The 19,727-nt window shown below is 46.7% G+C and carries 20 protein-coding genes and 1 tRNA gene; 2 read left to right on the top strand and 19 right to left on the bottom strand.

Features of this window, described 5'->3' with window-relative positions; all coding sequences use genetic code 11:
- Positions 1 to 142: 142 nt before the first annotated feature.
- Together DB398_RS06475 and dinB are read right to left on the bottom strand one after the other, a co-directional pair.
- On the bottom strand, positions 143 to 3,124 hold the full coding sequence (locus DB398_RS06475) for a DNA polymerase III subunit alpha (RefSeq protein WP_108423563.1): 2,982 nt from the start codon (positions 3,122 to 3,124) through the stop codon (positions 143 to 145).
- Between the two features lies 1 nt (position 3,125).
- Positions 3,126 to 4,340, bottom strand: coding sequence for a DNA polymerase IV (dinB, locus tag DB398_RS06470; protein WP_108423562.1), 1,215 nt, complete (start codon positions 4,338 to 4,340; stop codon positions 3,126 to 3,128).
- 117 nt (positions 4,341 to 4,457) lie between these two features.
- Here dinB and DB398_RS06465 point away from each other — a divergent pair, with 117 nt between their 5' ends.
- Positions 4,458 to 5,213, top strand: coding sequence for an SOS response-associated peptidase (locus DB398_RS06465; protein WP_036379062.1), 756 nt, complete (start codon positions 4,458 to 4,460; stop codon positions 5,211 to 5,213).
- Positions 5,214 to 5,414: 201 nt separating this feature from the next.
- Positions 5,415 to 6,962, top strand: a complete 1,548-nt coding sequence (locus DB398_RS06460) for a Fic family protein (protein WP_036379063.1) — start codon at positions 5,415 to 5,417, stop codon at positions 6,960 to 6,962.
- A gap of 129 nt (positions 6,963 to 7,091) precedes the next feature.
- Here the strand turns inward: DB398_RS06460 and DB398_RS06455 are convergent, their stop codons facing one another.
- The 17 genes from DB398_RS06455 to DB398_RS06375 form a co-directional block, all read right to left on the bottom strand.
- Positions 7,092 to 8,888, bottom strand: a complete 1,797-nt coding sequence (locus DB398_RS06455) for a ParB/RepB/Spo0J family partition protein (RefSeq protein ID WP_108423598.1) — start codon at positions 8,886 to 8,888, stop codon at positions 7,092 to 7,094.
- A 568-nt stretch (positions 8,889 to 9,456) separates the two neighbouring features.
- Positions 9,457 to 9,924 (bottom strand): DUF2703 domain-containing protein, encoded by a 468-nt coding sequence (locus tag DB398_RS06450; protein WP_159076331.1) that lies wholly within the window; start codon positions 9,922 to 9,924, stop codon positions 9,457 to 9,459.
- 74 nt (positions 9,925 to 9,998) lie between these two features.
- Positions 9,999 to 10,538, bottom strand: a complete 540-nt coding sequence (locus DB398_RS06445) for a sigma-70 family RNA polymerase sigma factor (RefSeq protein WP_051947128.1) — start codon at positions 10,536 to 10,538, stop codon at positions 9,999 to 10,001.
- A 12-nt stretch (positions 10,539 to 10,550) separates the two neighbouring features.
- A complete protein-coding gene (locus DB398_RS06440) occupies positions 10,551 to 11,525 on the bottom strand; it encodes a permease (protein WP_108423560.1) in 975 nt (324 codons plus the stop codon).
- Between the two features lie 12 nt (positions 11,526 to 11,537).
- Positions 11,538 to 11,774 carry a thioredoxin family protein gene (locus DB398_RS06435; RefSeq protein ID WP_051947130.1) on the bottom strand — a complete coding sequence of 79 codons (237 nt, stop codon included), beginning with the start codon at positions 11,772 to 11,774 and terminating at the stop codon, positions 11,538 to 11,540.
- 85 nt (positions 11,775 to 11,859) lie between these two features.
- Positions 11,860 to 12,456, bottom strand: coding sequence for a sigma-70 family RNA polymerase sigma factor (locus DB398_RS06430; protein WP_051947131.1), 597 nt, complete (start codon positions 12,454 to 12,456; stop codon positions 11,860 to 11,862).
- Positions 12,457 to 12,778: 322 nt separating this feature from the next.
- Entirely contained in the window at positions 12,779 to 13,549 is a 771-nt protein-coding gene (locus DB398_RS06425; RefSeq protein ID WP_036379065.1) for a metallophosphoesterase family protein, read from the bottom strand.
- 2 nt (positions 13,550 to 13,551) lie between these two features.
- On the bottom strand, positions 13,552 to 14,598 hold the full coding sequence (gene arsB, locus DB398_RS06420) for an ACR3 family arsenite efflux transporter (RefSeq protein WP_036379066.1): 1,047 nt from the start codon (positions 14,596 to 14,598) through the stop codon (positions 13,552 to 13,554).
- Positions 14,599 to 14,601: 3 nt separating this feature from the next.
- A complete protein-coding gene (locus DB398_RS06415) occupies positions 14,602 to 15,234 on the bottom strand; it encodes a low molecular weight phosphatase family protein (protein ID WP_108423559.1) in 633 nt (210 codons plus the stop codon).
- 16 nt (positions 15,235 to 15,250) lie between these two features.
- The gene (locus DB398_RS06410; protein WP_036379069.1) at positions 15,251 to 15,721 is read right to left on the bottom strand and encodes a DUF6428 family protein; all 471 of its coding nucleotides are present in this window, start codon (positions 15,719 to 15,721) and stop codon (positions 15,251 to 15,253) included.
- The gene (locus tag DB398_RS06405) at positions 15,718 to 16,350 is read right to left on the bottom strand and encodes a hypothetical protein (protein ID WP_108423558.1); all 633 of its coding nucleotides are present in this window, start codon (positions 16,348 to 16,350) and stop codon (positions 15,718 to 15,720) included. The genes DB398_RS06410 and DB398_RS06405 overlap by 4 nt, the downstream gene beginning before the upstream one ends.
- A gap of 68 nt (positions 16,351 to 16,418) precedes the next feature.
- A complete protein-coding gene (locus DB398_RS06400) occupies positions 16,419 to 16,751 on the bottom strand; it encodes an ArsR/SmtB family transcription factor (RefSeq protein WP_036379071.1) in 333 nt (110 codons plus the stop codon).
- Between the two features lie 108 nt (positions 16,752 to 16,859).
- Positions 16,860 to 17,072 (bottom strand): GDCCVxC domain-containing (seleno)protein, encoded by a 213-nt coding sequence (locus DB398_RS18520; protein ID WP_081894160.1) that lies wholly within the window; start codon positions 17,070 to 17,072, stop codon positions 16,860 to 16,862.
- Between the two features lie 2 nt (positions 17,073 to 17,074).
- Positions 17,075 to 17,677, bottom strand: coding sequence for a mercuric transport protein MerTP (gene merTP, locus DB398_RS06390; protein ID WP_036379073.1), 603 nt, complete (start codon positions 17,675 to 17,677; stop codon positions 17,075 to 17,077).
- Complete coding sequence (locus tag DB398_RS06385; protein WP_036379075.1) at positions 17,670 to 18,053, bottom strand: ArsR/SmtB family transcription factor; 384 nt, start codon at positions 18,051 to 18,053, stop codon at positions 17,670 to 17,672. Before DB398_RS06385 ends, merTP begins: the two co-directional genes overlap by 8 nt.
- 84 nt (positions 18,054 to 18,137) lie before the next feature.
- Entirely contained in the window at positions 18,138 to 19,412 is a 1,275-nt protein-coding gene (locus DB398_RS06380; protein ID WP_036385944.1) for a site-specific integrase, read from the bottom strand.
- Between the two features lie 222 nt (positions 19,413 to 19,634).
- A tRNA-Pro gene (locus DB398_RS06375) sits at positions 19,635 to 19,708 on the bottom strand.
- Positions 19,709 to 19,727 lie beyond the last annotated feature (19 nt).

The raw sequence follows: 19,727 nt of genomic DNA, 5'->3' as shown, positions 1-19,727 counted from the left end.
AGTTTTCCCCCTAAAATATCAGGTCATTACTAGAGTATGAAAAAAGTGACATCGGCAACGGCCTTATGCCGTCCCTTTCCCGAGAAATATTTTCCGGGTTTATCTTTGCGCAGTATTGATCGGAATACGTCCTTACTCGCTTTTATTTGGCCAATAGCGCTCCCGATCCCACTTGTCTCGGGTCAGGTTTCAAGGGTTGTTTGACGGTCGTAACCACCTCCAGACTGAAATGCCCGAACTCTTCGGTCACCGTTCCGTGGCATAAATAGATGCCCTTTCCATGAATGGGTGTGGATGCCATCGTTTGTGGAAAGTGTACACAGTCAAAAAAGTGCCCTTCCAGATCGAGCATGGTGGTAAAGCGCATGGTGTCCCCTTTGGATGTGGTGTTCAATCGGGTATGCACTAGGGAACCATAGATCCAGATCCTTTGGTTGACATAGGCCTCAAAATCACCGGCAGTCAGCCTACTCTTCACTTTGCCGTCCATAAGTTCATAATACCCGCATAGTGGAAAACCCAGAAGTTCCATTTGGTCGTAGGCATCCTCAATAGGATGGGAAGGTAAATTCGGCAATGTAAAATGCCTGTGGTTGGGTTTAAAGAGCAGTTTCTGGATAGTTTCCTTTCGATGGGCCTTGGTCTTGAACACGGCCTGCCAAAGCACTTGCTTCTTGGGCACGTCAAAGACACGAAAGGCATCGATACGCACCAAGATGGTCAACTGTTCGATGGCAATGGGGACACGGTCGATAAAATCATCAAAATCTCGGAATTTGCCATGGAGTTGCCTTTCGTTCAAAATGCGTTGGATGACCAAACGTTCCAAACTCCGAAGCTGCCCCAGCCCCAAATAGATGTGCTTCCCATAGATGACATTGACATGATCACTGCGGTTGATACAGGGCGGATGGATAATTCCTCCCCACATCTTAGCCTCATGGACATAGAGCTCTGTATCATAGAACCCTCCCCCATTGTTGAGCACGGCTACCATAAATTCCAGGGGAAAGTAGCATTTCAGATACAGGCTCTGGTAGCTTTCCACGGCATAGGAAGCGGAATGTCCCTTGGCAAAGGCATAACCCGCAAAACTCTCGATCTGTTCCCAGACCATTTGGGTCAAGGCAGCATCGTGCCCCCTTTGTTTGCAGTTTTCAAAAAACTTGAGTTTCACTGCTTGGAATTCCTCCCGGGAACGGAACTTTCCGCTCATCCCCCGTCGCAACACATCGGCCTCCCCTAGGTCGAGTCCTGCAAAGAGATGGGCCACCTTGAGCACATCCTCTTGATAGACCATGATCCCATGGGTCTCCGGCATGATCTCCAACAGGATGGGATTGGCCTCCTTGCGGCGTTCCGGTTCCCGCTCCCTGCGGATATATTCATCCTTCATCCCCGAGGAGGATACCCCTGGACGGATCACGGAGCTGGCCGCCACCAGTCCCAAGTAGTCATGGGTCCGTAGCTTTTTCATCAGCCCCCGCATGGCTGGGGATTCCACATAATAGGCCCCTATCGCCCTTCCTTGGCTCAACAGCCGATTGATATTGGCATCCTGTTTCATGGCCTCCACGCTCTTGATGTCCCAAAGCATGGCATCGGGTCGGTTGTCCTTGATCACCTCAACCGCCTCCTTGATCTTGGCCAATCCCCGTTGCCCAAGGATATCGAACTTGAACAGGCCTACATCCTCGGCAATGATCATATCGAACTGCACCGTCGGAAACCCTTTGGGCGGCAGGGTCGTGGCCGAATAGTAATGCTCGGAACGGTCCAGAATCAAGATCCCCGAGGAATGCACACTGATGTAATTGGGCATCCCATGGATATAGGTGGCGTATTTCAGCACCAATCGGGCCAGTTCGTCCAAGCTTCCTTGCTCATACCGACCTGCACTGAGCTTATCGATTTCCTCGGTGGGCAGACCGAACACCTTGCCCAGTTCCCGAACAGCGGCCCGGTATTTAAAGGTGTTGTAGGTTCCCAATAGGGCCACATGCTCGAAACGTTCAAAAATATAGGCCGTGACATCGTCCCGGTCCCAGGTGGAAAAATCAATGTCAAAATCCGGAGGGGAGGCCCTAAAGGGATTGATGAACCGTTCAAAATACAGGTCCAGTTCAATGGGATCCACATCGGTGATCCCAATTAGGTAGGCCACCAGACTGTTGGCCCCACTCCCCCTGCCCACATAGGGATACCCTTTGGACTTGGCATAGGAGACGATATCATGGTTGATCAAAAAATAGGACACGAAGTCCAGTTCCTGAATGGTACGCAGTTCCCGGAACATCCGCTCCTTGACCTTTTCCGTGGGATGGGCATAGCGTCGAGGCAGCCCATCCAATGCCAGTTCCCGCAACCGCTCCACATCCAAGGCCTTGGACGCCAAAAAACGGGACTGGTTCTGGGAAACCCGCTCACTTCCAAACCCAAAGGCAATGGTACAGGAGTCCATCAACCGCTGCGTATTCTCCCAGATATGCGGAAAATCAACCAAGGCTTTTTTTAGTTCCTCCATGGACCGAAGGGTATCAGAGGGTCTGGCCTCCTCGGACTGGGGAAGTTTACTCAACAGTGTGTTCAATCCTATGGCCCGAAGCAACCGATGGGTATTGAAATCCTTTTTGTTACGAAAGCTCACGGGCTGTAACAACACCAATCTATCGGTATAATCCCGGTACCGGGAGAACCGTAATTTCCGGAGCTCTTCGACGGATACCCCAATGTACTCATAAGCTCGGAAGTCTGTCCGTTCCTCCTCCTGGATCTTCTCGAAGGGATAGATGACATGGACATGTTCGAATATTGGAGCCACGGAGGGAATGGATGTTCCCTTATGCAAATGTTCGGATAGAAAGGCATTGATCTCCCGAAACCCTTCATTGTTTTGTGCCAGGCCCACAAACTCCTGTACGTTCCCGTTCCGAAAATCGATGCCCAGAATGGGACGTATTCCCTGCTCATGGGCCAGTCGCACAAAGTTCATCCCTGCCGAACTGTTGTTGATATCGGTCAGGGCCAAGGTTTCCACCCCATGGGAACAGGCCAACTCCAAGAGCTCCGTTTCGGAAAGCACCCCGTAGTTCAAGGAATAATAGGTATGGCAGTTCAAGTACATGCTATTGTTGTCTATGGGCCAATAAGATGGGTGGTTGTCCGTCAAAGGGGTTTCCGCCTCTTCCTATACTATGGGCCCCCATGGCCGAGGCCCGCATCAAACTGGATTCCCCAAATCGATTCCGTACACGATCCATGGCCTGATAGAGGTTGAGCAGTTTTTCGTCATCCGCGAACAGGTCGATCTGGTAATGCCCCCCTACGATATGACTGTAGTTGACACCCACGAGTCGGATGAGCATCCTTCGGTCATAAAGGGAGGTAAAGAGTTCCTTCACCAAGGGTACCAACACATGGTCCGCAGAAGTATAGGGAACCCGTTTCTGCTTGGTGTAGGTCTTGAAATCACTGTACCGGATCTTCACACTCACACAGCCCGTCATCTTATTGGCCCTTCGGAGTTGGTAGGCCAGGTTCTCGGCCATGGCGAACAAGGTGGTCTCCAGTTTGACCATATCGGTGGTATCCTTTCCATAGGTACGTTCCGTAGAAATGGACTTCCGTTCATGAAACGGGAGCAAGGGGGAATTGTCCAGCCCCTGGGCCCGCATCCAGATGGTCCGTCCATGCAACCCAAAGGCGCTTTCCAGCATCTCCAAGGGCAGTTGCTGTACGGTCTGTATGGTAGTCACCCCCATATTGGACAAAAGCCCATAGGTTTTCTCCCCCACGGAGGGCAGTTTACGAATGTGTAAAGGCGCCAGGAACTCTTTCTCCAGTCCAAGATCGATCTTCATCTGGTTGTTGGGCTTGGCCTCCCCGGTGGCCACTTTGGAGACCACCTTGTTCTGGGAGAGTCCAAAGGAAATAGGCAATCCCGTTTCCCTCAAGATCCGTTGTCGAATTTCCGAGGCATATTTGTAACAACCAAAGAAGCGGTCCATGCCCGAAAGGTCCGCATAGAACTCGTCCACACTGGCCTTTTCAAAGACCGGCACGCTTTCCTTGATAATTTCGGTCACATTGTCCGAGAACTTCATATAGGTGCCTGCATTGCCCTTGATGACCGTCGCCTCTGGGCACAACCTACGGGCCACTTTCATGGACATGCCTGAATGTACCCCAAAGCGTCGGGTCTCATAGCTACAGGCCGCGACCACCCCTCTGTCCCCCAACCCTCCGACCAATAGGGGCCGCTTCATCAGACGGCTGTCCAACAGCCGCTCACAGGAGACGAAGAAGGTATCCAGATCGAGATGGAGAATGGTGGGTTTCATAAAAATATTGGATTTATTCCTATAATTTGGAAAATATCCAAATGTACGGAAAGGAACAACCCGTTTCAAAACTTTAACAATTTTGCCTATCTTAATACGGCATAATTCAACCTCAACATGTGTTACTCGACCAGACAGACCCGGGAACGGAAGGAGCTGGAAAAACTCCTTTCTGTCAAGGCCATGTACGGTGACCTGGACACCGACCTGGAACTCATTTATTTCCACGCCAACGGCTGGAGCCATCCTGTGATGTGGACTTTGGGCCAGGAAGAGCCCTACAATATGCTCCCTGCGATGTGGGGCATCATGCCCCCAAAGGAAAAGCAGGAAAATTACACGGAGTATTTCAAGAACCCAAAAACCTTTGGGGGACTGAATGCCAAATCCGAAAAGCTCTTTGACCACTTCGTGTACCGGTACTGTTGGGAGCACCAACGCTGTATCATTCCCGTGGACGGATTCTTCGAACCACACAATACGAAAGTGAAAGTCAAGGGAAAGGATTTTAAAGTTCCGTTTTATTTCCATAGAAAGAACGGCGACCCCATATACCTAGCGGGCATCTATACCAACACGGCCGATGGACGGAGGACCTTTGCCGTACTCACCAAGGACGCCACCCCCATGTTCGAGGAAATCCACAATGAAAAGAAAAGGCGACCCGTCATCATTGATGATGAAAACTTGGATGCTTGGTTACATAACGGCAACAATAAATCAGATGTTCAAGATCTTATCGATGACGATCTATGGGAAGGTGATCTGGAAGCCTATCCCGTCACCAAGGACCTCTATAGTAGAAGTGTGGATTCCAACTATCCGGGCATCATTGAAAAAGTGGACTACGAAGAGGTGTCCATACCCTATTGACCTTTCCTTTTGACCATGTTCATGGGTACGGACAGGGAATATCCCCCATTAAGGGTTCGCTAGCCCCGGAAGTGCAAGATCTTCAACGGTCAACCCAGACAGATGTACTTATATTTCATGAAAAATATATAAAAATCATCGTTTTTCACGCCAAGTAATTGTTTTTCATGGTATATTTGTCATTATATTTCACGTCATCATATGAAAAATAATGATTTTTCACAGAAAATAACGGTTTTTCATGGCCGCACCTTACCTGAGGAAGGTTTCTTGGTAGGTCAGTCCCTTTTGATTGCCACAATGGAGAATCAATTTGATGTAGCGGTTCCCCTGCCTGATATATTGGCCATGGCAACGGAGAAGCACCAACGCTACGATACGGACCAATGGCAAGTGTTCACCATAAGGCACAAACCCAAGGACGACCTGAAAAGCCATTTGGTCTTTGCCCTTAAATACGAGCCCTTGGACCTATATCTCCTCAAAAGGTTTTTCGAGTTGACCGGGGATGCCATCATACACCAAATGTTGGAAGAGGAGCCCACGGGGCAATACACTAGAAGGGCGTGGTTTCTATACGAATGGCTGACCGGAATAACCCTTGACGTACCGAACCTGAACAAGGGCACTTATGTAACGGTGGTGGACCCCAACCTACAATATACGGCCGAGCCCGAGAATTCCACACGGCATCGCGTCAAGAACAACCTGCCCGGGGTCCCGGGGTACTGCCCGATGATCCGACGGACGGCAAAACTGGATGGGTATATTGCCAAGGACCTATCTGAAACCATCGAAAAGGGATTGGGCAAACGGGACAAGGATCTTATTCGAAGGACCGCTGCTTTTTTATTGTTGAAGGACTCGAAGGCATCCTTTGCCATAGAAGGGGAACATCCCCCGAGCATGCGGGCAAGGAATTGGGGAAAAGCCATAGGCCAATCGGGCAAGTCCCCTTTGGGCATACAGGAGATCGAACGGTTACAGCATATTGTCATCGGCAACAAAAAACTGAGGCATATGGGCATCAGGACCGGGGAAGGCTTTATTGGGGAGCACGATAGGGAGACCCTCTCCCCCTTGCCCGACCACATCTCTGCCAAGGCCAAGGACCTTCCTCTTTTGATGCAAGGGTTGTTCGGCACGAACGAGCTGTTGCAGAAGTCTCGGTACAATCCTGTATTGGCCGCGGCCACCATCGCATTTGGCTTTGTTTTTATCCATCCCCTATCCGATGGCAACGGGAGGATACATCGCTATATCATCCACCATTTGCTTACCCGGATGGGGTATACCAAGAGAGGTATGATATTCCCCATATCCTCTGCCATTCTGGAACGGATTGATGAATATCAGGATATTCTGGAGCATTTTTCCTCGCCAAGGGTCGATTTGATCGAATGGGAGGAAACACAAGACCATAACATCGATATCCTGAACGAAACCATTGATCTATACCGGTACTTTGATTTGACCAAACAAGCGGAATTCCTGTATACCTGTGTGGAAGAGACCATTGAAAGGATCATACCGGAAGAATTGGACTATTTGGAAAAATACGATCGGATGACAAACCTTATCAATGCCCGTGTGACCTTACCGGATACCAAAGTCGATCTTTTGATCAAGTTTCTGAACCAGAATGAAGGTATATTGTCCAAAAAAAGAAGGGAAAAGGAATTTGCGGAATTGACAGATGCTGAAATCCAGGAAATTGAAGATTCATTCCAAAGTATTTTCCAAGGTTGATGGGTAACCTGACCCAGTTTGGGTTCCCTAACTATTCAAATCCCTATCTGTGGTAGGACACCGGCATGGTTCGACCAAAATAAAAAGGGTTCGCTTTCCCGAACCCTTCTTTTGTACCATTTGGAAGCCCTATCCCTCCAATATTTTGGCCTGCCGTTCTAAACTGGCCACCCTTTCCTTGATCCGTTCCTCCCGTTTTTGACGCTTTTCAGTATAGGATTTTTCGATTCCCAAAATCTTCTCCTTGTAAAAGGATTGCATTGCCACATAAAAGGATCGGTTGGTCAAATCATTGGAGTGGTTGCTTTCCCCAAGGTGTACCTGTCGGGTCAACAGGAACCGGAGCAGTTTATACAAGGTCTCCTTTTTGAAACCCTGTTTGAACCGGGCCACCCGTTCCCCATCGGATAACTTGGAATCCTCGCCGAAGAATTCCCCAAAATGTTCCCTTTGGCTATAATACCCGATGTTGTTCTCGAACAGGGAAATGGCAATGGCCACCATTTCATCCGTGGACAAAGGCTTTTTCAGGTTGATATAATCGGTCTCACGTATCATGTCCACGACTTCCTTGAACTGGTTGTTGTTCTCGATCTGTTTTTTCCGCAATTCCCGTGTATTGATCTTGATGATCTGCTCCTCCGGGGTACACTCGGACATTTTGCGTTGCTCCAAGGCCTTGGTACCTGAACTTCCACTATGGGTTTCTTCCCTGACCTTCACAAATACCGGCCGGGTCAAATAGGTGTCCGTTTCCAGCAGGATACCCTTTTCAAATCCAAGGTCCACGGCCTTGTCCCATGCCTCCTTTTCCTCCGTGAAGGATTCCAGGGCCTCTTTCAGGAATTCACCCAACTCTTCCTCGGTATATTCATAGTGTCGGTGCTCCTCCCTAATGTGATTCATGGTAGGTTCTATGGGCTCCTTTAAAATGTCCAGCCCATTGGTCAAATGCACCGCTAGGCCCTCCTTTTCCATTTGGGCCATGACCCATTGGTTGCGTTCCTCGTCCACCCGGTATTTGTTGATGTTGGGCACCAGTTTCAATCCTTCCTTTTTCACGCTTTTCAATAGCTGCATAAAGGTCTTGGTCTTTTTGTTCTCAAAACAGGAGGTCCGGGTACAGACCATCTTCCCATCACCGAACAAATTGCCCTGATTGGCAGCATTGAAGGGACAGGTATGGCAAGCCCCGGCTTTGGGAAGCAACGTCTTATCCGACAACCCAAAAGGGGCTTTGGACAGATCGAAGGTGCGGCTTTCGATCATCCGTTTGATCCGATGTTCCTGGAATTCGTCTTCTAGGCTTTCCAACAGCATCAGTTGTTCTCCGGGTTCAAAAAGGGCCACGGCCACCCCTAGGGAGAGGGTCATTTCCCCACTGCGGATAAAGGCCTTGAATCCCTCGATCAATCCTGCCAACTTGATGCGTTGCCGGATATAGTTCTCAGATCGGCCCAGACGTTTTGCAATCTCCCCGGGTTCGTAACGATCCAACAAAAATTGGATGGCCTCGGCCTCCTCCGTGGGTTCCACATCCTTGCGCTGTAGGTTCTCGATGATCTGGACCTCCAGAATCTCAGTGTCCCTATAGTCCCTTACCATGGCAGGGATAGTGGTCAATCCTGCCAATTTACCGGCACGATACCTTCGCTCACCCATGACGATGATAAAACCTTCGTCGGATTTTCGTACGGTGATCGGCTGCAGCACCCCATGTTCGGCAATGCTCTGTTCCAAATGATTGAGACTTTGCTCATCAAAGGTTTTTCGGGGTTGGTCTGGGTCCGGGAAAACCGAATCGATTCCCAACAACTGGATCTGTGGAACGTTTTCCACCTTCTCCACAGTTTTGGTTTGTTCCGACTTTGAACCTTGGTTGTTACCTGCTTTACGTGTCGCTCTCTTCTTTGTTTGTGCTTCCATGATCTTTGGATTTTGGTTAAACAATATTTGAGCGGAAACCAAGCGGAAGACAAATTTTTGGAGTGGCAAGGAAACGGAATAAAAAGTGACAGGGGAACGGCTTTATGCCGTCCCTTGTCCGACAAACCATTTGCGGGCTTATCTTTCGAAAACTATTGGAAGATAAAAAAGAAATCTACCCCTCCAGAAGGCCCATAAGGGTATTATAGTTCCAAACCTTAGATGGATATCCCTTGTACGCATGTTTGAAACCGAAGGTTTTTCTTTGAAAACCCATAGAACCCTAAAAACCAAAGGCTACAATATCAATCAGGCACGAACCTAGGTTATGGGAAGCGTATCCGCCGTCCTAGTCCTGAAAATGACTTATTTGAGGGCGGGGCGGACAAACGAGGGGACGATACGGCATTGGGGTATTGAACGGTAATGAAATACTACTGGGAAGATTGCCAAATTCAAAAAATAGGTAAAACAAAAGCCCATCGTTTCCGATGAGCTTAATAAGGTCTTTTCTTGTATGAGGTAAATCTCATCTAACAGAACCTAAGGCGGTTCACCCAATCATTCATCAATGGCATCCGCAGTTGGAATCCGCGGTCACTTCTCCTTTTAAGTGTTTTAGAATGTAAGGGTACAAGGTTATTTCCCCATGGTCATTTTTGGGTTCAAAATAGCCTTTGAGCAATACCTCGATTAAGATTTCTTTATTGGGTTCTCCCATTGTAGCTCCATTCCAAACCCATTCCCTGGCTTCCGGACTGTCTTCCAAATGTTCAGGATGGAAATCGAGGTTGCCGACCCTTATGGTAGGGGAAGCAACAATATGGGCTTTTTCGGCTTCCTCTATCGTTTTAATCATGGTTGAACTGAACAAGATTTCGCAGTTCAAATGATCAAAGAGTTCTTGAACTTCTTGAATCGCCGATAGCAATACACCTTGAACAGAATCACAGGCTGAGCAAGTACCTTCCCCAGTTGTTGGCATTCCCACTTGAAAAAGGGTCACTCTCAATGCATTTTTTGTCTTTACTTCCATGTTCATACGTTTTTAAGATTAAAGTTTACCCCTAAGACATGGAAAATGGACAAAGGATGCAGGTTTATACAAAATTATGATAGGCAACAGGATTTTGTAATGGTAAATCTCCACATTTGGTTTTCAGAATATTCAACTTCACCACATTCATCAAACTTTGCCCTAACCTTTTTCCTTGCCCTTAAGATCCTTGACTTTGTTGCCGATAATGTCAAGCCCAGATGCGCGGCAATACTTTTCTGCGGAAGGCCTTCTATATCCGAAAGTCTCAAGGGAGTTGAATAGTCGATAGGGAGACCATTTATAAACTTATCGAGCCAAACAAAGACGTTTTCATCATATTCATCCGGAACAAACAGGTGCAACTGTTCCAGGTCAACAAGTGTGGTCTTTCTTGGCTTCTTGTAAAAGTCAAAAATTGTATGTTGTGCAATCCTGTATAACCAAGCCTTTATATATCTTACGTCATTTTTTTTCTCACAATATGTTATGACCTTGATAAGAATCGTTTGCATTATATCATCAACATCATGCTCATTGTAAACACGCTTGCCCACATAGTTCCTTAAATCAGTCCGAAGGTCTTCCCAAATATTGAATATATCACATTTCATAAGTATAGGTTGTTAAAAAAGGAGGTTGAACAAATAACCGGAAATGATCATTCCAATGGCAATAGTTGAAAAGAAGGCAATGATCAACTGCCTTTGCATCACTTTTTGGAGCAGCAGGCCTTCGGGGATGGAAAGTCCGATCGAACCCATGATAAAGGCCATGGCCGTCCCTAACGGAACCCCTTTGTCAACGAGCGAATCCAATATGGGCAGGATTCCAACCGCATCAATGTACAATGGAATCGATACCAATACGGCAATGGGAATCGCAAAAGGGTTGGATTTTGAAATATAGGTGCCAAAAAATGACTCGGGGACATAGCCGTGGATAAATGACCCTATTGCAATTCCTATAAAAATATAGGGGACAAGGTTTTTAAGGGTCCGAATGGCCTCCCGATGAATTCCAGGAAATCGTTTCAGCAAATTTCTGCTATCCTTTTCCCTCGAATGCGCTTTCCATTCATTGTCCTTGAGCCATTCTGCCACATATTTGGCCATACCCATCTTTTCCAGGATAATTCCACCGATCACCCCCAAGACGATTCCTGAAAGTAGGTACACTATTGTAACTTTCCAACCATAGCCCAACCAGAAAATGGCAATAGCGATTTCGTTCACCAAGGGTGAGGTTATGAGGAAGGAAAGTGAAATTCCCAGTGGGATCCTGACCTGCATCATTCCCACGAACAAAGGAATGGAAGAACACGAGCAAAAAGGTGTCAAGGCACCCAAAGAGGAGGCCACAACATTCCCAAGACCTGATTTTTTGTGTTTCTCCAAATAATCCCGGATTTTTTCCATGGGCAAATAGCTTGTTACCACTCCCATTACATAGGTCACCAGCACAACCAGAATGGAAATAGAGCCAAAGGCAATGATGAAATAGTGTAATGCTGAGCCGAATGTATCCGTATCAGGAATACCCAAAAGGACATGGACAACATAGTCTGCCAGTCGGGTAAGCAGTTTTGTAAAGATTTCCATCTTAAAAACGTTTTAAAGAATTGCTAATAACACCTTGTCGTTGCTGACTTTTTTATAGTCATAAACCTTCCCGTCAATGACCAATGCAGGAAAGGTAAGGACCCCGTAGGGCATGGTGTCCTTGAGGTCAGAAAACTCGGTGATGTTTACGTCCAGATGGTTTTCACTGGCAATTTTTTCGATTTGTGCCCTTATGGGGGATGCAGTGGCGCAGCAGGATGAATGTAAAATTTTGACTTCAGTACTCATAGTTCAGTAATTTTAAATAAACTTTACTATGTAGTCTAAAATGGCGTGTCAAAAGACACAATTCTCAATAAAAAAATGATTCTACCTATTTGTACTTTGTGGATGCCTGAAAATCAACCAAGTGGTTTATTAACGGGATACACGATTCCTTAACAGAGCAATTGACGAAGTTGCCATTGGCATCATATACGATATCACAGCATTCCACAAATAATTCCCTTAGCTTTGTTCTTGCCCTTTGCACCCGCATTTTTGCAGCCGAATACCCCAAGTTCAGCTTTTCAGCTACATCTTTTTGGGATAGTTTGTCGATGTCACTCCATTGTAAAGGCTCGGCATATTTTTTGGGAAGGAACTGGATCATGGGTATCATATGATCATACACGGATAGCTCCAGATTGGTTGGTTCAGTTGCCTCAAGTATCTTTACATCACTAAGTTCAACAATTGGGGCACTCTTTTTGAAATGGTCATAAATGGTATTTCTGGCAACTTGAAACAGCCAGGCCTTGATGTTTTCAATTTCCCTATTTTTTTGATAGGACTCGACCAGTTTCAGCATTACCTCTTGCACAATATCTTCCGCAATGGTTTCATCCCGAACCTTTTTTAAGGTAAAGTATTTTAAATAACTGTAGAAACTTTCGATCTGTTCATTAATATCGCAACATTTCTTTTTCATGGCTTTGCTTTTATGGCTTTCGGTTTAATGGTGTGCCAGCCTACACAGGATATGTATACAAAGAGGTTGGTGAAACTTTTATTTTTCACTCTTCCTATTTCCTTTGTCAATTAAGGATGAAGCTTTAGTAGTGGTAAAATTTCCCTGTAACTGACCATGGTTTTCAATTCCCTTAAATGCTGATCAAGGGTAGATTTACAATGGAAAATATTTCCACCAAGTTGCCTGTTATATTCTTGTACTTACATTGTTCCTTACAAAATTCATCACAGATTTGGATTGTCTTACAAGAAAATATTTAGACTAAGGCCTTAAAAAATAATCAATGGGCCTTTCTCAATGCTCCAGCGTAAGCGTTGGGCAATATGCTGCCCTCAACGGCTTTGGCCGCCTTTTCGACATCATATTCGAAGCGTACAAACTCCACATGGATGCTATTCTTGTCCGGCCTACGGAAGTTCCCATCCATGTTCAACAGCACATAGCATCCCCTATTGTCGCCATCCTTGGGCTTTCCGATGGATCCGATATTTATCGCATGGCGGTATATGGTGCCTCCATCATAATCCAAAAGGGCCTTGTGATAGGGTTGGTGTGTATGTCCAAAACAGAGGATATCGGCATTTGCATCCCGCAGGATGCGTACCAGGCTCTTCTCCTTCCGGTCCTCGAAAAGATACTCGTTGATTCGTCTTGGGCTTCCATGCACCAGGAGTAGGTTCACTGTTTCATCGTTCCTTTTGAACTCCACATTGATATGGGATGGAAGGTTTTTCAGGTAGGCCCTTTCATCATCCCCCATAATGGAGTTGGTATAGGATATGGAAATTGCCCCGTTCGCCTTTTCCTCATCGCTCTTGTAGGCACAGCCACAATCATCACTGTTGCGTCCGATGCCAAAATCATAGTTGCCCGCAATGGTGGGTATCCGGCGTTTTCTGATCTCATGGACCACCTCGTTGGGCCAGATGTTATAGCCCACAAGGTCCCCAAGGCAATAGATGGCGTCCGGCCTATGTTTTTCCACATCCACAAAAAAGGCCTCAAGGGCAGGAAGGTTGGCGTGGATGTCCGAGAAGAGTGCAATTTTCATCCTTATGCGGTTTGCGGTTTAAAATACTTTTTGCGCAACCAAAAGGCGACCCTTACCAACAGAATCAGGGCAGGAACTTCCACCAAGGGCCCGATGACCCCTGCAAAGGCCTGGCCGGAATCCAGTCCGAAGACGGCAATGGCCACGGCAATGGCGAGCTCAAAGTTGTTCCCGGCTGCTGTAAAGGCCACCGAAGCGGTCTTGTCATATTCGGCACCCATCGCCTTGGTGAAAAAGAACCCAATGATGAACATCAGGGTAAAGTACACCAAGAGGGGTATGGCGATCACCACCACGTCCATGGGAATCTCCACGATAAGTTCCCCTTTGAGGGAGAACATGATCACAATGGTGAACAACAGGGCGATCAAGGTCATGGGAGAAATGGCGGGAACAAACTTTTGGGCATACCACTGTTCCCCTTTGATCCGGACCAATATCGTTCGGCTAAGGATGCCCATAAGGAAGGGGATGCCCAAATAAATGGCCACACTCTCCGCTATGGTCCCTATGGAGATGTCCACAATGGCCCCTTCAAAGCCAAAATATGGGGGCAAAACGGTGATAAAGATCCACGCATAGAAACTGTAGGCAAACACTTGGAAGATACTGTTCAGGGCCACCAGTCCCGCACCATATTCCGCACTGCCCTCGGCCAGGTCATTCCAGACCAGCACCATGGCAATGCAACGGGCCAAACCTATCAATATCAATCCGACCATATACTCGGGATAGTCCCTCAAAAAGAGGATGGCCAGGACGAACATCAACACGGGGCCGATGATCCAGTTGAGCACCAGGGAAATGGTCAAGATCCTGGTGTTCTTGAACACCTTGGGCAACAGTTTATAATCCACTTTTGCCAAAGGTGGGTACATCATCAGGATGAGACCTATGGCAATGGGGATGTTAGTGGTGCCGCTGTTGAACGAATTGATGATGTCGGGGAAGGACGGGAAGAAGTAACCGATACCGACCCCTACCGCCATGGCGATAAAGATCCAAAGGGTAAGGTTCCTGTCCAAAAAGCTCAATTTTTTTACTGCCATGTGTTATGATTTGATCTGTGAAAATACATACCAAAGTTCCGTTGCTATCTGTATGCTCCTTTCAAGGTATTTCTCGGCCTGTTGCGGGGTATTGTCAAAGGCCTTGGGATCCTCAAAGGTGATGGGGATGCGCTTTTCCGCACCGGGCACAAAGGGACAGGCCTCATTGGCCGAATCACAGGTCATGATGGCCCCAAAGCCGGAACTGGGGTTGAAGGCATCGTCCATTTTCTTGGAGAACCCGATCACCGGATGGGCATTTTCCGCATATTTGATGGCATAGACAGGATTTTGTCCCTGTGAAAGCTGTTGGATCTGGAACCCTTGTTTCCCCAAGGTTTCCGCCACCATCGGGAACAGGGCCGTGGCTTCGGTCCCCCCCGAATAGCAAAATACGTTCTTGATGTTGAAATGGAAAGCCATGGCCTGTGCCCATATCTGTGACAGGTGGCTCCTCCTGGAATTGTGGGTGCAAATGAAATTCAGGCGTATTTCCTGATCTTCGGAAACTTTCGACTGTATGAACCCGGCAAGGGGATCAAGGATTTCCCTACGCTCCGGGGAAACGGCATCCAGTTTCAAGGTTGTGATGAATCCCGCTATTTCAGGGAACAGGCTAGTTGTGGTCGTAGTCATTATATAGAATTAAGATTTAGCAACAATTGCCGTCCGGGGAACAGCAGGGCTCACTTTTCAATTGGGACAGTCTTACCTTTGGTTTCTTTTCGGGGACCCCACACTGGTCCTTGGCAAGGCAGTCGGTCATCTTGGTGGTCAACAGAAAATGCCCTTCATCAAAGGCAAGGCCATATTTTCCGATAGTGGTGCCCTGGTATTCCACTTCGACTTCCAGTGAGTCCTCTATTTCCAATACCTTTTGGGACAGTTCGATGATATGAACCAACTTTTCGGGATGCAACCTGTGGTCATAGTCGTTGGCCTCCCACAGTTGGAAACTGACCACTTCCTCATGGCGCACGGTTCCCCCGCAGTCTATAAAGTGTTTGTGAATCTTCCCCACTTCGGTGACATGGAAATGTCCGGGGACCATTTCCCCGGTGGGCAATTGGAAGCCAAGGGTTTCCAATCGGGACAGTACTTCTTTTACTTCTGATAATTTCATGGATTGTTCATTTTAGCTTTGATAATAGCATCGACCTGGGTGGCGACATAGATCATTTCCCCCGCGATGACGGCCTTGTTTTCAAAAAGGACCTCTGCATTTCGGTCCGTCAGCCCATCCTGTACATATACCTTGACACTGCTGTCCTCGTCCAAATGTAAGGATTCGAGGGTCTTTCTGTTGATGGTCCAACTATCGGAGCCATAGCGGACCGAATACGTGAACAGGGATTCGCCCTGCGCATTGGAGACCCTGAACCCATCGTTCTTCAGCAGGGCCAGACCGGGAAGGGTCTCATTGGCGGTATCCAGACCAGCGGATTCCACCTTGAACCTGTCATATAATCCGTAGTACATAAGGCCCGTCCTGAGCCAGATCATGGCCAATTGGCCCATATCGTCATTGTCCTGGTCCACAAATACAACGGTATAAGGGGTCTCCCCCATATTGGACACCATTCTGGCGGCGAGTTGGTCCAAAAGCTGGATCTTTTCTTTGGGTATCTGGGGAAAAACGGTCTTCAGTTCCTTTACGGAGCGTTGGATCTTTCCCCTCAGTTCCTGGGAATGTGTGGTCAATGGGAGGCACAACAGCAGCAGTGCCATGGTTAGGATCATTTTTGTTTTCATGGTTTCTATTTTATGGTTTCAGTTTATTAGTTAATCGCAATAAAACGATTAATGGGTTCAAAAAAATACTAACAGCACTCTTGGTCCAGTTCAATCCCCTGATCGAGGAATGCCTTGAACTTATCCTTCATTTCGTTCCAATTTGCCACATTGACACAGTAACAGACACTGGTGCCCTCCACATCGCCCTTGATGAGTCCCATGTTCCGGAGTTCCTTCAAGTGTTGTGAAACCGTAGGCTGTGCCAGTCCTATCTCGTCCACAAGGTCACCACAGACACAGGCCTTGACCTTGAAGAGGTGCTGCAATATGGCAATCCGGGCGGGATGGGCAAATACCTTACCGATGAGGGCGAGCTCATTCTGGTTTTCGGTAAATATTTCGGTCTTTGCCAGTCCCATATCATTATTTTATCGCAATATTACAATATATTGATTCAACATAAAAAGATTTTCGATAAAAATACTTAGGTTCAAACCAAGGCTTTACAAATTTTCAGGGTCACTTGGTCATGTACCACAACATCCGGATGTTGCCTGAATGGGGGGACAGGCCACCGAACCAAAGGAACAATACACGCAACAATCGCCATTTTTGGGCCTTAGAATGGAGCCGCAATTTTCACATTCATAAAAGAACTGACAAGAATCCGTAGGCATCTTTTCCTCTTTGGAATTGCCACAATGCGGACAGGTAATTGTAGAGTACAGATTGATATCCATTATCACTGGTCCTTTATGGTGTATCCGGTTTTCAAAATGGCGTTCACGATAGCATCCCTGGTGGTTTTGGCGGGATCGTACATTATCTGTGCATTGGCTTTTTGGTAATCTGCCTTGACCATGATGATCCCATCAAGTCCATTGACCTCGTGTTCAATATGTGCCTCGCACCCACTGCATGTCATTCCCACGACCGGAATATTGATTTCCTTGACATCTTGGCTCGCAAAAAAGTTCGTTTGACCCTTGGCTTCCTGTTTCGGGTACAAAGATTGGGCATAATAGGGAAAGGCAAGCATCGCTAAGGCAAAGACCGTGATGGTCATCAACCAAATTTTACCCTTCCAAAAGGCCGGCTTTTCGTCCGTATCGCATGCACAGTCTATTTCCTTTTTGGCGACTGTCCTTAACTGTTGGTACCACGCCACTACCAAAACCAAACCCGTAATTCCGATCAAATACGGTCTGAACGGTTCCAAAAACTTAAAATTGGACGCCAGGCCAGATGTTCCGGCCACAATGGCCAAAAGTGGTCCTATGCAACAAAGGGAGGTGGCCATGGCCAAAATAATGGAAGATCCCATTAAGGTTTTCTTGTTATTCATGGTTTACTGGTTTTATTTGTTCTTTTTTATCGAGCAGGTCAAAAATTGGAAAAAGTAACGGCGAATGATCGGTCACCAAGGAATAATGGATCATCTGGCCTTCCTTTTGGGATGTGATCAAATTTCTGTCCTTGAGCTTGCGCAAATGTTGTGAAATTGCGGATACATTCATTTCCAGTATATCACTAAGGTCACAGACACATAAGCGTTGCTCTTGGTTCAAAAGGTAGAGAATCTTAAGCCGAACCGGATTGCCCATTAAATTCATTATCCCTGAAAGGGAGTCCATGGAATTTTCCAAATTTTGCATAGTTTCCCTGCATTCCATTATCTGTTTGGCATCCGCCTCCAAACGTATGCATATGTTCTTATCCATACTACGAAGTTACAGTAATTTATTATTTTAGCAAACTCTAAAATAAATGGGTGGCAAAAGAACAATATCAAGCCCTGGGTCACATTACCTGATAATCTTTAGGGTCGGATATTCCGAATTGTCGTTCGCTTTACTTTGCCCGCTTCCCAATTTCTCCTTCAACTGGGCCATGTCCTTGCTGATTTTCTTTTCCACGACCCTAGCATACTTTTGGGTCGTTGAAAGCTTGGTATGCCCGAGGAGTTTGGAAACGGTCTCAATGGGCACGTCGTTCATTAAGGTGATTGTCGTTGCAAAGGTATGTCTGGCCACATGGAAGGTTAGGTGCTTATCAATATTTGCCCTTTGTGCAATGATCTTTAGGTATTGGTTCACCTTTTGATTGGAATACACTGGAAGAACGGTATTTTCATTTTTGGGAAAATCCACATACTTCTCCAAGATTTTCTTGGCTTTGGGCAATAGGGGAACCTTCACTTCGGTCTTGGTCTTTTGGCGTTTTACATCGATCCAGAGTTCCCCGTCGATGCCGGATACGATACCATTGGGATTGAGAAGTTTGATCTCTATGTAGCTGAGTCCGGTATAACAGGCAAAAAGGAAAATATCCCGGACCAGTTCCATGCCCTTTTCCTCGAATTCCAATTGGTCCAGCGCCAGAATTTCCTCCTCTTCCAAGAAAGCACTGTCATAATCCTCCATTTTCACTTTATACAGATTGAAGGGATTCTTGGGGATACAATCAAATTTATAGGCCATGGTCACCAATTTCTTGAACCGCAGCATATGTTTCATGATACCGTTGTTGTTCAATGTCTGGAACGATTTGATGGGTTCGCAGTTCCGCAGGAAGTTTTCAAACTCGATCAAAAAGGCATAGTCTATCGAGGCCAGCCCAATATCGGGTACCCGATATTTTTTGGCAATGAAGCGTTTCAGGTAGGTCTCTGTGGAGGAATAGTTCTTGACCGTCCCTTTGGCCAGTTTGGGCAACTCATAGGTTCGGTTGTACTCCAAAAGGTCCAATAGGGTGAGCATCACCTTGTCCTTTCCCAGATATCGAAGCTTGATGGATTGTGCCGTTATAAAGTTACTCTCGGCACTAAGTTGCCGATGGCATTCCAGCAACTTTGCACGGACGTCGTCCAGATATTTGTTTACAACAACGGATTCACTGGCCCTATGGTCCATTTTTCCCAAAATAGGACACCATCGTTCTTCAAAAGTTGATCTATGGACACTGAGATCTGCATTTTTTCCTTTACATCTGATCCGGACATAAATTGGAAACCGTCCATCTTTTTTTCTTCCTGATTTTTTCAGCCAAAAACTGATACTGAAGGAGTTAGAGGTATTCATGTGTTCTCGCTTTAAGTGAAACATTGGTTGAAGCGAAAGTCAAATCACACGAAAAATCAATAATGGAAGTACAATTTAGGGAATTTTTCCCGACAAAAATAGGACACTCTATAGGACATCCTCACCGATGGTTTCAGATGGAAATAAAAAAAACCAGAAAAAATTAATTTTCTGGTTTTCAATTAATTAAGGTTTTACTTAGTGTCATAAAACCATGGTTCGTCGGGATGACTGGATTCGAACCAGCGACCACACGCACCCCATGCGTGTACGCTACCAGACTGCGCCACATCCCGTATTTGACCTTCGGTCAAC

The organism is Flagellimonas amoyensis, assembly GCF_003058265.1.
Taxonomy (GTDB): Bacteria; Bacteroidota; Bacteroidia; order Flavobacteriales; family Flavobacteriaceae; genus Flagellimonas; species Flagellimonas amoyensis.
The sequence above is the reverse complement of the archived record's forward strand: the minus strand, read 5'-3'. Positions and strand labels throughout refer to the sequence as shown.